We start from the raw sequence: 13,689 nt of genomic DNA on the forward strand, positions 1-13,689 counted from the left end.
TGCATCCAGATTGATATGTGAGGGGGCGCTAACCCCTGCTGGTGCCGTTATGCGGGACCAATTCGCTCCATCAGGCTCATATGGGATGAGCCATCGTGGCGCTTGAGATTCTGGCGATACTCAAACTGGCGCTGGCTCTCCTGCTTGAGCCCCAGCATCAGCGAATAGCACATCGCCAGCATAATCACCGAGAACGGTAGCGCCGCTATGATGCTGGCCGCCTGCAAGGCTGCCAGGCCGCCGGAAACCAGCAGGATAGCGGCAACCAGCCCCTGCCCCAGACCCCATACGGCGCGGTGCAACACCGGCGGCTCCTGATCACCGATGGAGAGCAGAGTGGTGATGACCAGCGTGCCCGAGTCACTGGAGGTGATGAAGTAGGTGCAGATGAGCAGGGTCAGCACAGCCTTGGCGATCCAGCCGAAGGTATCCCAGTGCAGCAGTTCGACCGTCTTGTAAAGCGCCAGCGTCACATCCTGATTGACCGCAGCCACCACACCGCCACCACCAAACAGCTCCAGATTCATCGCCGTACCGCCAAACACGGTGAGCCAGAACATGCCGAGCAGCGAGGGCACCAGCAGCACGCCGAGCACAAACTCGCGGATAGTACGCCCCTTGGAGATGCGGGCGATAAACATGCCGACAAATGGCGCCCAGGCAATCCACCAGCCCCAGTAAAACGCCGTCCAGCTCGACTGCCAGGCCGAAGTGCCGTTGGCCTCGGTGTTGGTCCAGAAGCTCAGTTTGACGATGTTCTGCAGGTAATCACCAATGTTCTGCACATAGGCGTTGAGGATATAGGTGGTCGGCCCCAACACCAGAAAGAGCGCAAGCACGAATACGCTCAGCCAGATATTGAGCTCGGAGAGGATCTTCACCCCGCGCCCGACCCCGGAGACTGCGGACAGAGTGGCGATCAGGCTAATGCCACCAATCAGCCAAAGCTGGTTGGATTGCGATACGTCCATGCCGAACATCTGGTTGAGACCGGTATTCATCTGGGAGACCCCCAGACCGAGGGAGGTCGCCACCCCGAACACGGTACCGAACACAGCCAGCACATCGGCCGCATGGCCCCAGAAGCCGTAGATCCGCTCGCCAAGGATGGGATAAAGCACAGAGCGGATCGCCAGCGGCAACTTGCGGCGATAACTGAAGAAGGCCAGCGACAGGCCAACGATCACATAGATTGCCCAAGGGTGCAGACCCCAATGGAAGAAGGTGAGGCGCATAGCGATCTGGGCCGCTTCCGGGGTCATCCCTTCGGTAATGAATGGATTGCCCTGCAGATGGTTCATCGGCTCGGCAATGCTCCAGAACACCAGACCGATACCCATGCCCGCGCTAAAAAGCATGGAGAACCAGGCGAAGTAGCCGAACTCCGGTACCTGGTCGTCGTCACCCAGCCGGATGCTGCCAAAACGGCTGAACATCAGGTAGACAGCGAAGAACAGGAACAGGGCGACTACCAGAATGTAGTACCACTTGAACCCGGCAATGATCTGATCCTTGGCACCGACAAACCAGGCGGCCGCGGTATCGGGAACAAATACGCCAAACAGCAAAAACAGGGTGATCACGGTGAGGGCCGTCATGGCCATGGTGGGGTTGAGGCCTTTCAATAGCCCTTTGCTTGCTCGCATCCAGCCTCCTTAGTCGTTGTTGAAAAAGTCTTCGCCTACATGATCACCGGCACCGCCGATGGCGCGATAGACCAGTTTGCCGGCTGCCTGTTCGCGGTGATCCACCAGCGAAACCGAGGGCTGGCCGTTCACGGCGTGACGCTTGCCAAGGAAGATGGCCATGGGGACGCCCAGATTGGAGATACCGCTGGTGATCCAAAGGCGGTTGAAGTCGTAAGAGCCACCGATAAACTCCAGCTGGGCCAGGCCGGTATCGAGGCCGGTCAGATAGAAGTTCATGGCACTTTCGTCAGGAAAGAGGTGCACCAGCACATAGGCGTAGCGCAATTCATTTACCAACTCCTTTAGGTTGAAAGTACCTGTCTCGCTGCAAGAGAGGGGTAACTCACCATCATAGTGGTGTACTTTAAGGTTGTTGGGGTCTTCATCATAGGCAGGCTGATAGCGCACAAAAGCCGAGGTATCCGGCAGTTCATAGCGCACTCTGACCACACGTAACTCGGCCACCAGAGACTTGATATCCAGCTCGTCATTCATCATTTCGCTCCTCAAATGTCAGGGTGAATTCCGTGAAATGCCCGTCAACCTAACACAAAATTAGTTAGAGCAGAAATTATTACATCAAAAACCATATTGACCTTGTGACGAATTAGGCGGAAAATTTTGCTCCTCTCCATAGCCCTCCAATGACGCACACCCCATGGAAAAACATGATGAAGTGCTGGTCGCCCTGCGCCAGATTATTCGTGCCATCGACATGCACTCCAGGCGCTTGATTAAAGAAGCCGGGCTCACCTCCCCGCAACTCTTGCTGCTCAAAGGGATCGACGAGCTGGGACAGATCTCCATGCGCCAGCTGGCCGATCACACCAACATGAGTCAGGCCACCGCCACCACCATCATGGACCGATTGGAGAGCCGCCAACTGGTGCAGCGCGTTCGCAGCAATACCGACAAGCGCAAGGTTCACGCGACACTGACTGACGCAGGCCGCGCCCTGCTGGCCCAGGCCCCCACCCCGCTACAAGAGCGCTTCATCCAGCGTTTTCAGGCGCTGGAAGCGTGGGAACAGACCCTGCTGCTCTCCTCCCTGCAACGCATCTCCTCCATGATGAATGCAGACGAAATCGACGCAGCCCCGGTGCTGAGCGTCAGACCCCTCACCGAAGAGCAGGCATAAGCTGCTGAACAATTTCAGGCATAAAAAAAGCTCCCGAAAGGGAGCTTTGTTCTATCAGGGGTCGTAGAGGATTACTCTTCCAGGCTGATCCCGATATTGGAGACGCCATCCTGAGAGGCGAATGCTCTGATGGCCAGGATACGATCGCTGTCGCGCTCATGGGCAACCCGCTTGAGCAGTTCAACCTGGAACTCCAGCTCAGCTTCCATGTACTCGTGCTCGTAGAGCTCCTCTTCGGTCAGATCCCGCTCTTCCAGCAGCTCGATAAAACCGGCCACGGTACCGACTGACGCATGGCTGGCATCGTTGGCCTCTTCGCCGACCCGGCAGATCACCGAGTTGTAGGCGCAGCCCAGCGCAACACAGGCATCCAGCGCAGGATAGGCACCGTAGGATTCAAACTTGCGGGGATCCGGAATGTGAGACTCGAACTCTTCGAGAATGGCACCCAGATTGACCCTGGATCCCTTGACGGTGAGGTAGACCCACATCTGATCCAGCGCATGCCGGAAAGCACCAGCATTGCCAAAGCCGGAGGCCTGACAGAACAGGGCATAGTTGGGGTACATGCGCTCTGCCAGCGCCAGGGTGTAGACGGTCTGTTGCCAAGGCTGTAGCTCGGCCAGTCGCTTATAAAACTTGTCACCAAACACTGGAGTCGGATCCTTTGCAAAATGTGGGGCAGATTGTAGCCCACGAGGGGCGTGGCGAAAACGAAAAAGCGCCCTGGTCGGCTATGTTGCGCTGGCAACTCGGGTAAGATGGGACGAGAGCGGCATCTTGTCGCGCCGCAAATTCTGATAAGGAACAAGAGTATGAGCCAACGTACCCTTCTTTTGCTCAGCCAGGATAATGCTCACTACGAACGTCTGCTAAAAGCGGCCAACCTCCCTCATCTGCGCATTCTGCGGGCCGACAACCCGAGCGATGCCGAACAATTTATCGGCGAGGCCCATATTCTGCTGGCCGAGCCAGCCCGCGCCAAGCCACTGCTGCCCAAAGCCAACAAGCTGAGCTGGTTCCAGTCCACCTATGCCGGGGTCGACGTGCTGCTCGATCCGGACAGTCGTCGCAACTATCAGCTCACCAACGTGCGCGGCATCTTCGGCCCGCTGATGAGCGAGTATGTCTTTGGTCATCTGCTTAGTCTGACACGCCAACTTCCTCTCTATCGGGAACAACAAAGACAACGACTCTGGCAGAGTCACCCCTATCAGGGGCTCAAGGGGAAAACCATGCTGCTCCTGGGTACGGGCAGCATTGGCCAGCATATCGCCCACACCGGCAAACATTTTGGTATGAAGGTGCTGGGCATCAGCCGCAGTGGTCGGGAGCGTGCCGGGTTTGACCAGGTTTATCAGCTGCCTGCGCTCAACAAGATGCTGGCGCAGGCCGATGTGATCGTCAGCGTGCTGCCTGCCACCCGCGATACCCGTCATCTGTTCAATGCCACTCGCTTCGAACACTGCAAACCGGGCGCCATCCTGTTCAACGTCGGTCGCGGCAGCGCCGTGCACTCGGGTGACCTGCTCACCGCGCTGCGTACCGGCAAGCTGGCAATGGCGGTGCTGGATGTATTCGAGCAGGAGCCGCTGCCCGCCGACAGTCCACTGTGGGGACAACCCAACCTCATCGTCACCCCCCACAACAGCGCCTACAGCTTTCCAGAGGATGTGGCCCAGATATTTGTACGCAACTACATTCGCTTTATCGATGGCCAGCCACTGGATGGCAAGATTGACTTCGACAAGGGTTACTGACCAGCACTACGCATGCAAAAAAGGCCCCGCCAGTCTGGCGGGGCCTTTTAATTTCAGCTAGTTGCTACAGCGATTAACCGGCGGCCAGCTCCTTGCGGTAGCTCTTCACCTTGGCCAGGAACTGGCGACGCTCCTTGCCACTGAGCGGTTCAGCCATCGGCAGCTTGGCGGTCATGGCATTAACCGGACGGTTGTTGATCCGCAGCTCGTAATGCAAGTGAGCACCAGTCGAGCGACCGGTGTTGCCGGAAAGGCCGATCTTGTCGCCCATCTTCACCCGCTGACCGGTTTTGACCAGCAACTTGCTCAGGTGCAGATAACGGGTAGAGAGGGTTCGACCGTGCTTGATGACGATATAGGTACCCGCCAGCGGGTGGCTGGTCGCCTTCTGGACCACACCGTCACCCGTGGCCAGTACCGGGGTACCCACCGGAACGGCAAAGTCGGTCCCCTCGTGGGGACGGATAGCACCAGTCACAGGATGCTTGCGCGCGGGGTTGAAGTTTGAGCTGATCCGGTAACGACTGTGGGTCGGATAACGGCGGAAACCGCGCTCCAGGCTGTTGCCCTGACCATCGTAATAGTTGCCATCATCGGAGAGCCAGGCCGACACCGTCTTGCCCTGACTGATCATTTCCACACCCAGCAACTGGCTGTTACCGGTGCTCTTGCCCTCGACCGTCTCCTGGCGTACCAACACCTTGAATTTATCGCCCTTTTTCAGATCCTGAGCAAAGTTCATCCGCCACTGGAACAGGTTGGCAATCTTCTGGATATGAGTGGCAGGAATGCCTGCATTGCGGGCACTGACATAGAAACTGCCGTTGATCACGCCATTGTAACGCTGCGGCTGCCACTCGACCTTCTCGTTGATCATGGAGGCAGTATAAGCATCGTCACTGCGCGACATCACCAGCGTCTGCTTGATGTTCAAGCGGATCTTGAGTTGTTGCAGAATGTTGTCCTGATCGATCAGTAGCTCTATGGTCTGGCCCGGTTTCAATCTGGCCAGATAGTTCTTGCTGTCCGCATCAAGTACTTTGTAGAGAGTAGTGGTAGAGAGTCCCAGATTGTTAAAAATGGCGGTCAGGTTCTCACCATTACGCACTCGGTAATCCTGCCACTGCGGTGCGGTATCAACAGGGATATCGTCCTCTGCCGCACTCTGATCAACCAGTTCGTGGTCGGGGATTTCGTTAAAATCGGTGTTGTTTTCGTTGGTTGCTGTACCGGCGGTATCAATGGGCAACTCAAGGCGAAGAGGCCGCTCCAGGATATCCCCCGGCGCTGGCAGCAATGCCACTGCTGACAGGGTCATGGCCGTCAGCATCAGCATGGCGTAAAAATGTTTGCGGGGAACCGGTGGTTCCCAATTGGCAGCCTGTGCTACCAAGGGACGGAGACGTTTCATCCGCTATCCTGTATTTAGATCCAAGAGAGAGTATTGCGATGTCAGTTGTGACAAAACCGTATAAAACTGTTTTTTGGACAAAACAAATTACAAATAGTTCATCACAATCTGCATGAACCTCACATTTTATGCATAACACGCCCTGATGGGCAGAAATGATCGCCTTTTTTAACTATTTTTTCCTATTTTTAAGAGCTGGGTCGGACTCGATTCGGCATTAAAAACTCAAATGTTGCGATAATTTTTCCATGGAGTGGATATGACGTTATCAAAACTGTTGCGCTGGATAATCCTTGTACTGTTCCTGATTGGTGCAGTTATGTTGTTCGTTCTTGAAGTCTCCACGGTCCGCCAGTCAATCCTTGATCAGATGTCGGCCAATCTGGAGACCGCCATCACAGCCCTTGGACTGGTACTTCAAGGCACCCTGCTCAATGATGATCAGGTGCTGGCCGAAACCATTGTCAATGCCATGTTTGACGGCGGCTTCGTCAGCTCGGTTATTCTGGTTGATCCGGATGGCCAATTGCTGTTTCAGAAGGTATTCCACTCTACCCAGCAAAATGTCCCTGGCTGGCTCCCTTCTGTTATCGGCATGCCACCCGTCAAAATTGAGCAAGAGTTGACAGATGGCTGGCGCATGCTGGGCACTCTGACCCTTGAGGGGCATAGCGGCTACGCCTATCAGCACCTGTGGAATGCCATCAGTCGCACCGGTCTGGCGCTGTTGGCGGGCCTCGTCGTATTTACCCTGATCATCTCCCTGGTGTGCAAACGCCTGCTGCAGCCCCTGGAGCAGATCAACCTGCAGCTGATCCGTATCCGCAAACACCAGTTCAACAGCACCCTGCCCACTCCCTGGTTGCAAGACCTCAAAGAAGTGGCACTTTCCATCAACCAATTGGTTTCCGAACGCAAACGGGATCTGCTGCAACAACGACTCAAAATCACCCAGCTGGGAAAACAGCTGCCACTGACGCCCCCACAGCCGCTGCAAGGAGTGAGCCCACTGCCGGAAGGCGGGCAACTGCAAAAATTTGTCTCCACACAAGGGGAGATCGCGCTCTATCAGCGTTTCTTGCCCAGTCAGCCCCTCGGTGCCGACAGCGCTCTCGCAACCATCCAGAGCGCCCTGCAACAGTGGCAGCACTCTCACATAGAGGGGATCTTGCTGCCCCTCTCCCTGCTCAATCACCCGCAATGGTCCGAGATCTTCCCCCTGCTAAGCCAGGGCCGCGGCAAAACACTGGATTGGCGCTGGGATGTGGTCACCTTTCCCGCCCACGGCCAAGCCATATTGGCTGCGTTGCAGGAACAGGGGTGTGAGCTCGCCTTCAGCGCCATTCCCCTCAATGCGGATACCTTCAATCAACTTGACCCGCTCAATCCCATTTTTATCAGCTGTCAGCTGACCGATGAGCCGCTCTACTGGAATCTGCTCTCCCAAACCATGCATGCCGCCGGTTATACCCTGCTGGCAGAATCGGGAGAGTGTCGCGACATCGACAAACTACGGACCTGGGGTATCGATGGTTATGCCAAGGAGGCGCAATCATGAAGAAGCTCGCTATGCTGTTGCCTCTGCTGTGGCAACCCTGCTTGATGGCTGAAACCGTCACTATCGCCACCGGGGGTGAGCAGGGGATTTATCACCAGATAACCAAAGAGTTTTGCCGTCTGGCCCATGAGGTCGATGAGCAACTTGCGTGCACACTGCAGAGCTCATCGGGTTCAATAGAAAACCTGAAGCTGCTGAAGAGTGGCGAGACCTCCTACGCCATGGTGCAGTCAGACTGGCTGTATCAGGCAAGCAAAGGCTTGGGCCCTTTTACCACCCAGCCGCAACCTGAGCTGCGCGCCCTGTTTGCCACCCATGCCGAACCCTTCACCATAGTGATTCGTGCCGATGGCGATATCACGTCACTGGAACAGCTTAAGCTCGCCCCCATCGACATGGGGTTGAAGAACTCGGGAACCCGCCAGACGGCGCTGGCTCTGTTCAACATCTTGGGAGCGAAAGAGCAGGAGCTCGATCTGAAGAGCATGGCCAACCTGCCGGATGCGCTCTGCAGCAAGCAGATCGACGCATTTGCATTGGTGATGGGGCATCCCAACCGGATTGTGCTCGACACCGCCAAACGTTGCGCGGTCAGTTTCCTCCCCGTCGATGGGGCCACCCGGGATCAGCTACTCAGAGGGGTCAAATATTACCAACGCAGTCAGGTGCCCGCCCGCATCTACCCCGGCAATCTGAAGGCGACCCCCACATTTGCCATTGCCGCCACCCTGGTCACCAATGCCAGCATGCCGGAAGAGTCTGTCTATCGTCTGACCAAGGCCATGCTGACCCAGCAGACCAAGTTCAATGAGCAGACTTATGGCTACGCCAATATGTTTCACCGGGCACGCAATAAAACCGGTCCGGTGCTGAGTATTGAGCAGCATCCGGGCGCGGCGAAATATTTCGAGGAGCTGAAAGCGGCAGGCAAGCTATAACTGACGACGGGGAGAGCGCAGTTGCTCGCTGGAGAAACGGGTCTTCATCGATGTCCACTGCGCCAACCGATCGGCACTCCCCGCCAGCGTCCCTTCCCGCCGTGACTTCATGATCCAGATGCTTTTGGCATCGAAACTGTAAACGGGAATGAGATCGGTACGCTTGCTGCCCGGCAGGATCCGGCTGTTGATGTTGTCGAGCACCAGTGGATCAGCCTTGGGCGTCGGGAAGTAGAGCGTCACCATGTGGAATTGGTTGTAACGCACCGCCTTGACGTAGGCCAGCCGCAGCTTCTTCTCATCCACCCCCAGCTCCATCAGGGTGTAGTACTTGGAGATGCTGTAATCCTCGCAATCCCCACCCCGGGCACCGATGAACTCCAGCGGATTGGCCCAGTAATCCTCATCCCCCCACAGCTTGGGATCCTCGCTGTAGGTGAGATTGTTGAAGTAGTTGTTCACCAGCTCGATCTTCTGCTGGTCGGTTGTACCCGCTCTGGGGGTGAGCAAGCGAGAAAATGCCTCGGCCCGCTGGATGGCCCTGCCACCATACACTTCCTGCAGCTTGGCCCGCAGGTCCGGACTGGCAATATATTCGGAAAGGCGCGAAGCCTGCACACTGGCGCAACATAGCGCCAGTGTGCAGGCCGGGATCAACAACCATTTCATACCGGACACTCCATGTCAGATGCTGGAGGTCAGTATAGTCCGTCCGGATGAGAGACTCAGCCGCTAATCAGCGACATTGGGCAAATGCGTCCGCCAGTTGTTGCATGAATTGGGGATAACCATCCGGGCCAAGCGGCACCTGTTCACCCACCTCATCAAGCAACAGCACCTTGGCGCCAGTATTGCGTGCCACCGATTCGATCACTGCCGGTGAAAATTGCGGCTCGGCATAAATGCAGCTCGCCTGCTTCTCTTCCAGTGCCTTGCGGATATCCACCAGGGTCTTGGCGCCCGGGCGACGCTCAGGGCTCACGGTAAAGTGACCTTTTGAACTCATGCCGTAATGGCGCTCCCAGTAGCCATACGCCTCGTGGAAGACAAAGTACCCCTTCTCATTCACTGCCTTCATCTGGCCGGCAATCACCTTGTCCTTGGCATCCACCTTGGCATCAAATGCCGCGAGGTTGGCGTCATAGCGAGCCTGATTGGCCGGATCCAGCTTGCCCAATTCACTTGCGATCGCCTTGGCAATCACCTTGGCCTGCGTCGGGCCAAGCCAGATATGGGGATCGACCCCTTCGTGATGATGTCCCTCATGCCCTTCATCATGATCATGGTTGCCGTGCTCGTGGGCGGCATGATCGTGATCATCATGGTCATGGGAGTCATGACTATCCTGAGTCGCGTAGTTGAACAGCGGCATTCCCTCAACCTGAGTCAGGGCCAAAGCATGGGAATGATTGGCCAGCGGCTTGGCCATAAACCCTTCCAGCTCGGGGCCAACCCACACCACCAGCCCAGCACTGTTGATGCTGCGAATATCGGACGGACGCAGGGAGAAATCGTGGGGAGAGGCACCGGTCGGCAGCAATACCTTGGGCTCGCTCACCCCGTCAGTGATCGCCGCAGCGATGAAGCCAAGGGGCTTGATGGTGGTCAGTACCTCAATGGCACGAACAGGCAAACTCACCGCCAGCAGGGCAGTGAAAAGCGCAATAATTCTCATTGGTGAATCTCGTCAGGGGGTGAGTATGTGATAATATAACAGCTGCTTTTTGTTATATTATAACTCTCACTGGCTGTAAACCCCGGAGTTGTCATGAGCCAACTGGTAGAGCTGAAAGAGGTCTCTCTCTCGTTTGATGGACGCTCTGTGCTCGACAAGGTCTCCTTTACCCTCAATAAAGGCAAAATCACCACGTTAGTCGGCCCCAACGGGGCAGGCAAGAGCACCCTGAGCAAGCTGGTGCTGGGTCTGCTCACGCCGGATTCGGGCAAGATCACCCGCAGCCGCGATCTGAGAGTCGGCTATGTGCCCCAGCGCCTCTACCTGGATCCCACCTTGCCGCTGACGGTGCGCCGCTTCTTGCAACTGGGCAAAAACAGCCGCCTCTCCATCGAGGAGGCGCTGACCCGGGTGGGCGCAGAAGGATTACTTGAGAACCGGATGCAGAAGCTCTCCGGAGGCGAGATGCAGCGGGTGCTGCTGGCTCGCGCCCTGCTGGTCAAGCCCGAGCTGCTGGTGCTGGATGAGCCGGTGCAAGGGGTCGATATCACCGGCCAGATCGAGCTCTACGCCCTGATCGGCCAGCTCGCCGCCGAATTCAATTGCGCCGTGCTGATGGTCTCCCACGACCTACATCTGGTGATGGCCAGCACCCACGAGGTGATCTGCCTCAATCGCCACGTCTGCTGTCATGGCGAGCCGGAAAGCGTGGCCCGCCACCCCGAATTTGCCCGTCTGTTCGGGCGACCGGAGCAGGAGGTGCTGGCGGTCTATACCCACCATCACCACTGCGATGGCGAACACCATCATCATGAACCGCAGGCCCCCATCATCCGCCTGCCTTCTCGCAACAACGCTCACAGCAAATAGCGCAAGCAACAGGACATTCAAGTGGACAGCTTTCTGTTATACGCACTCGCGGCCGGTCTCGGCATCGCCCTGCTGGCCGGTCCCCTCGGCAGCTTCGTGGTATGGCGCAAGATGGCCTATTTTGGCGACACCCTTTCGCACGCCTGCCTGTTCGGCATAGCACTGGGCATTCTGCTGCAGGTCGATCTCACCCTGGCGGTAGTGGTCTGCTGCCTCGCCATGGCGATGCTGCTGGTGATCATGAGTCGCAACCAGCAGGTCGCGACCGATACCCTGCTCGGCATTCTGGCCCACAGCGCCCTGTCGCTCGGTCTGGTTACCTTGAGTTTTATGGATAATGTGCGGGTGGATCTGATGGCCTACCTGTTTGGCGACCTGCTCTCGGTACAACCGATGGATCTGCTCTGGATCTACGGCGGTGGCGCGCTGGTACTGCTCACCCTGTGGCGCTTGTGGGATCCACTGCTCTCCATGACCATCTCGGAAGAGCTGGCGCGGGTAGAAGGGATCCGGGTCGATATGTTGCGCTGCGTACTGATGCTGCTGATTGGGCTGGTGATCGCCGTGGCGATGAAGTTTGTTGGCGCGCTGATCATCACCTCCCTGCTGATCATCCCCGCCGCCACCGCCCGCCGTTTCAGCCAGACACCGGAGCAGATGGCTGGCTTTGCCGCGCTGATCGGCTGTCTCGCCGTGCTCGGCGGGCTGACCCTCTCCTGGTACCAGGACACCCCGGCTGGGCCTTCGGTCGTCGTCTGCGCCACCAGCCTGTTTGTACTGAGCCAGTTCAAGAGAGCGTAACGGTGCAGGCTAGAGCGGCATGCTCTGGCGTGTCTCCATCATCAGCCACTGGCGCAACCGGCTGATGGCGGGCTCATGGGCCCGCGAGCGCTTGCAGGTAAAGTAGAAGGCATCCCCCGTCTCCAGCTGGTGTACCGGCAAGGCCACCAGCTGGGGATCATCGGGTCGCAGCATATAGTCATTCACAAATGCCACCCCCTGATCCCAGGCCGCCGCCTCCATCGCCAGCAGCACATGGCTGAAATGGTGCATCCGCGCCTCGTCCGGAATCACCAGCCCACCCGCCTTGGCCCAGCGCAGCCAATCCTCCCCCCTCGCCTTGTAGATGGACTGCACCGAAAGCAGCGGCAGCTGCCAGATGGCATCAGGCCACTCCCCGCTGACCTGCTGCAACAGACGGCGACTGCAGACCGGAAAGAGCCGCTCCTGATAGATAAGATCGTGACAGTAACCACGCCCGTGGGGTGAGACGGTGATAAAGCAGTCCGCCACCCTATCGGAGAGTTCGGGATCCTCCGCCACCATCTCCAGACTCAAGTCCAGCTCGGGGTAGAGCTGGCGCAATCCGGCCAAGCGGGGGATCAGCCATTTCACCGCAAACGAGCTGTAGACCGCGAGGCGCAACCGCATCTCGCCGCCACCGCGCAGCTGTTCGCTGCTCTGGGCAATCTGGCTAAGCCCGGCAGCAATCCCTTCGAAGTAGCTCTCCCCCTGGGTTGTCAGCGAGAGCAACCGCCCCTGACGCAGCAGCAAGCGCTCACCCAGAAAATCCTCCAGCAGACGAATCTGGTGGCTGACCGCACTCTGGCTGACGTTCAGTTCCAGAGCGGCGCGGGAGAAGCTGAGCAGCCGGGCCACCACCTCGAAATATTGCACCGCACGCAGGGGAGGAAGCTTCATTATCTAAATATCTCATGAATGGTCATTTTTTATCATTTTACTGGATATCAACCGGCACGCTACCCTCCCCTCATCTGAAGTGGGAGGTGGTATGAATGCAGTAGGGATCGGCATCCTATATCTGGTGCTGGGCAATATGGTGGCGGTTTTTTCCGATGCGCTGGTCAAGGTGCTGGAGCCGGATCAGCCCATCTTCCAGTTTGTCTTTTTCCGCCAGCTCTCGGCCGCCATTCTGCTGATGCCCTGGCTGCTCTGGTCATGGCGCCGCAACCCGCCGGTGGCCATCAAGTGGCACCTGCTGCGGGCCCATATCTGGGCGGTCGGCGTCTGCCTGATGGTGGTGGCCCTCACCCGCTTGCCGCTCGCTACCGCCAATGCCCTCTTCTATGCAGCCCCCCTGATGATGGTGCCGCTGGCGGTGTGGATGGCGGGGGAAGCGATCTCGCGCCAGAAGGTGCTGACCGCAGTCATCGGATTTATCGGGGTTTTGATCGTGCTGCGCCCGACCGAGGTGAACTGGGCCGCTCTGGCGGCGCTTGGGGTGGCGCTGTCGATGGCGCTCAACAACCTGCTGATCAAGCGGATCCCGCTCAAGCAGCCCATCGCCCAGACCCTGTTTTTCACCAACGTGCTGAGCATGCCCTTCATTCTGGCGCTGGCACTGTGGGAAGGGGGCGACTGGCAGTGGCAGATGTGGTGGCCCGCCTTCGGATCTTCGGCGCTGATCATGGTCTATGCGGGATTGTGCGTGGTGGCCTATCGCAAGGCGGAGGCTAGCAAGATCGCCTCGGCGGAGTACACCGGTCTGCTGATGGCAGTGGCCATCGGGGTATGGTTGTTTGACGAGCAGCCGGGCCTGCCGCTGCTGCTGGGCTGTATCTGCATCGTCCTGCCACTTATCGCCATGGCGCGCAGCAAGCCAAAACCGCTGGCCGAGCCAGCGCTCTAAT

14 protein-coding genes are annotated in these 13,689 nt (G+C 57.7%); 7 read left to right on the forward strand and 7 right to left on the reverse strand.

Annotated elements, in window-relative coordinates; translation table 11 throughout:
* Positions 1-47: 47 nt before the first annotated feature.
* Positions 48-1,646, reverse strand: coding sequence for a BCCT family transporter (locus G5154_RS10915; protein WP_005363036.1), 1,599 nt, complete (start codon positions 1,644-1,646; stop codon positions 48-50).
* A 9-nt stretch (positions 1,647-1,655) separates the two neighbouring features.
* Entirely contained in the window at positions 1,656-2,183 is a 528-nt protein-coding gene (locus G5154_RS10920) for a hypothetical protein (RefSeq protein WP_005335836.1), read from the reverse strand.
* A gap of 163 nt (positions 2,184-2,346) precedes the next feature.
* Here G5154_RS10920 and G5154_RS10925 point away from each other — a divergent pair, with 163 nt between their 5' ends.
* A complete protein-coding gene (locus G5154_RS10925) occupies positions 2,347-2,826 on the forward strand; it encodes a MarR family winged helix-turn-helix transcriptional regulator (RefSeq protein WP_013723454.1) in 480 nt (159 codons plus the stop codon).
* Positions 2,827-2,897: 71 nt separating this feature from the next.
* Here G5154_RS10925 and G5154_RS10930 read toward each other — a convergent pair whose 3' ends face one another.
* A complete protein-coding gene (locus G5154_RS10930; protein ID WP_021231718.1) occupies positions 2,898-3,479 on the reverse strand; it encodes a YjaG family protein in 582 nt (193 codons plus the stop codon).
* A gap of 162 nt (positions 3,480-3,641) precedes the next feature.
* On the opposite strand from G5154_RS10930, the gene G5154_RS10935 reads away from it, so the two are divergent.
* Positions 3,642-4,586 carry a D-2-hydroxyacid dehydrogenase gene (locus tag G5154_RS10935; protein ID WP_288727236.1) on the forward strand — a complete coding sequence of 315 codons (945 nt, stop codon included), beginning with the start codon at positions 3,642-3,644 and terminating at the stop codon, positions 4,584-4,586.
* 73 nt (positions 4,587-4,659) lie between these two features.
* Here the strand turns inward: G5154_RS10935 and mepM are convergent, their stop codons facing one another.
* Positions 4,660-5,997: a murein DD-endopeptidase MepM gene (gene mepM / locus G5154_RS10940; protein WP_005343143.1), complete on the reverse strand. Its 1,338-nt coding sequence runs from the start codon at positions 5,995-5,997 to the stop codon at positions 4,660-4,662.
* Positions 5,998-6,256: 259 nt separating this feature from the next.
* Between mepM and G5154_RS10945 the strand changes: the two genes are divergently transcribed.
* Complete coding sequence (locus G5154_RS10945; RefSeq protein ID WP_421212937.1) at positions 6,257-7,555, forward strand: LapD/MoxY N-terminal periplasmic domain-containing protein; 1,299 nt, start codon at positions 6,257-6,259, stop codon at positions 7,553-7,555.
* Positions 7,552-8,493: a TAXI family TRAP transporter solute-binding subunit gene (locus G5154_RS10950; protein WP_421250985.1), complete on the forward strand. Its 942-nt coding sequence runs from the start codon at positions 7,552-7,554 to the stop codon at positions 8,491-8,493. The genes G5154_RS10945 and G5154_RS10950 overlap by 4 nt, the downstream gene beginning before the upstream one ends.
* Here the strand turns inward: G5154_RS10950 and G5154_RS10955 are convergent.
* Both G5154_RS10955 and znuA read right to left on the reverse strand, forming a co-directional pair.
* Positions 8,488-9,162, reverse strand: a complete 675-nt coding sequence (locus G5154_RS10955) for a transglutaminase-like cysteine peptidase (protein ID WP_042052461.1) — start codon at positions 9,160-9,162, stop codon at positions 8,488-8,490. The genes G5154_RS10950 and G5154_RS10955 overlap by 6 nt on opposite strands.
* Positions 9,163-9,229: 67 nt before the next feature.
* The gene (gene znuA / locus G5154_RS10960; protein WP_421250984.1) at positions 9,230-10,168 is read right to left on the reverse strand and encodes a zinc ABC transporter substrate-binding protein ZnuA; all 939 of its coding nucleotides are present in this window, start codon (positions 10,166-10,168) and stop codon (positions 9,230-9,232) included.
* Between the two features lie 93 nt (positions 10,169-10,261).
* Here znuA and znuC point away from each other — a divergent pair, with 93 nt between their 5' ends.
* Together znuC and znuB are read left to right on the forward strand one after the other, a co-directional pair.
* On the forward strand, positions 10,262-11,038 hold the full coding sequence (znuC, locus tag G5154_RS10965) for a zinc ABC transporter ATP-binding protein ZnuC (protein WP_040067025.1): 777 nt from the start codon (positions 10,262-10,264) through the stop codon (positions 11,036-11,038).
* 21 nt (positions 11,039-11,059) lie between these two features.
* A complete protein-coding gene (gene znuB, locus G5154_RS10970; protein ID WP_236358704.1) occupies positions 11,060-11,839 on the forward strand; it encodes a zinc ABC transporter permease subunit ZnuB in 780 nt (259 codons plus the stop codon).
* 9 nt (positions 11,840-11,848) lie between these two features.
* On the opposite strand, the gene G5154_RS10975 is transcribed toward znuB, so the two are convergent.
* Positions 11,849-12,739 (reverse strand): LysR substrate-binding domain-containing protein, encoded by an 891-nt coding sequence (locus tag G5154_RS10975; RefSeq protein ID WP_421244399.1) that lies wholly within the window; start codon positions 12,737-12,739, stop codon positions 11,849-11,851.
* Between the two features lie 91 nt (positions 12,740-12,830).
* Here G5154_RS10975 and G5154_RS10980 point away from each other — a divergent pair, with 91 nt between their 5' ends.
* Entirely contained in the window at positions 12,831-13,688 is an 858-nt protein-coding gene (locus G5154_RS10980) for a DMT family transporter (protein ID WP_005335858.1), read from the forward strand.
* The last annotated feature ends 1 nt before the right edge of the window (position 13,689 follow it).

The organism is Aeromonas sp. 600527 (genome assembly GCF_049175415.1).
GTDB classification, from domain to species: Bacteria; Pseudomonadota; Gammaproteobacteria; order Enterobacterales; family Aeromonadaceae; genus Aeromonas; species Aeromonas veronii_A.

What these genes read in the sequence shown, in the direction of transcription:
- G5154_RS10915 (WP_005363036.1), bottom strand. Translation starts at nt 1,646, where the DNA reads ATGCGAGCAAGCAAAGGGCTATTGAAAGGCCTCAACCCCACCATGGCC.
- G5154_RS10920 (WP_005335836.1), bottom strand. Translation starts at nt 2,183, where the DNA reads ATGAATGACGAGCTGGATATCAAGTCTCTGGTGGCCGAGTTACGTGTG.
- G5154_RS10925 (WP_013723454.1), top strand. Translation starts at nt 2,347, where the DNA reads ATGGAAAAACATGATGAAGTGCTGGTCGCCCTGCGCCAGATTATTCGT.
- G5154_RS10935 (WP_288727236.1), top strand. Translation starts at nt 3,642, where the DNA reads ATGAGCCAACGTACCCTTCTTTTGCTCAGCCAGGATAATGCTCACTAC.
- mepM (WP_005343143.1), bottom strand. Translation starts at nt 5,997, where the DNA reads ATGAAACGTCTCCGTCCCTTGGTAGCACAGGCTGCCAATTGGGAACCA.
- G5154_RS10945 (WP_421212937.1), top strand. Translation starts at nt 6,257, where the DNA reads ATGACGTTATCAAAACTGTTGCGCTGGATAATCCTTGTACTGTTCCTG.
- G5154_RS10950 (WP_421250985.1), top strand. Translation starts at nt 7,552, where the DNA reads ATGAAGAAGCTCGCTATGCTGTTGCCTCTGCTGTGGCAACCCTGCTTG.
- G5154_RS10955 (WP_042052461.1), bottom strand. Translation starts at nt 9,162, where the DNA reads ATGAAATGGTTGTTGATCCCGGCCTGCACACTGGCGCTATGTTGCGCC.
- znuA (WP_421250984.1), bottom strand. Translation starts at nt 10,168, where the DNA reads ATGAGAATTATTGCGCTTTTCACTGCCCTGCTGGCGGTGAGTTTGCCT.
- znuC (WP_040067025.1), top strand. Translation starts at nt 10,262, where the DNA reads ATGAGCCAACTGGTAGAGCTGAAAGAGGTCTCTCTCTCGTTTGATGGA.
- G5154_RS10975 (WP_421244399.1), bottom strand. Translation starts at nt 12,739, where the DNA reads ATGAAGCTTCCTCCCCTGCGTGCGGTGCAATATTTCGAGGTGGTGGCC.
- G5154_RS10980 (WP_005335858.1), top strand. Translation starts at nt 12,831, where the DNA reads ATGAATGCAGTAGGGATCGGCATCCTATATCTGGTGCTGGGCAATATG.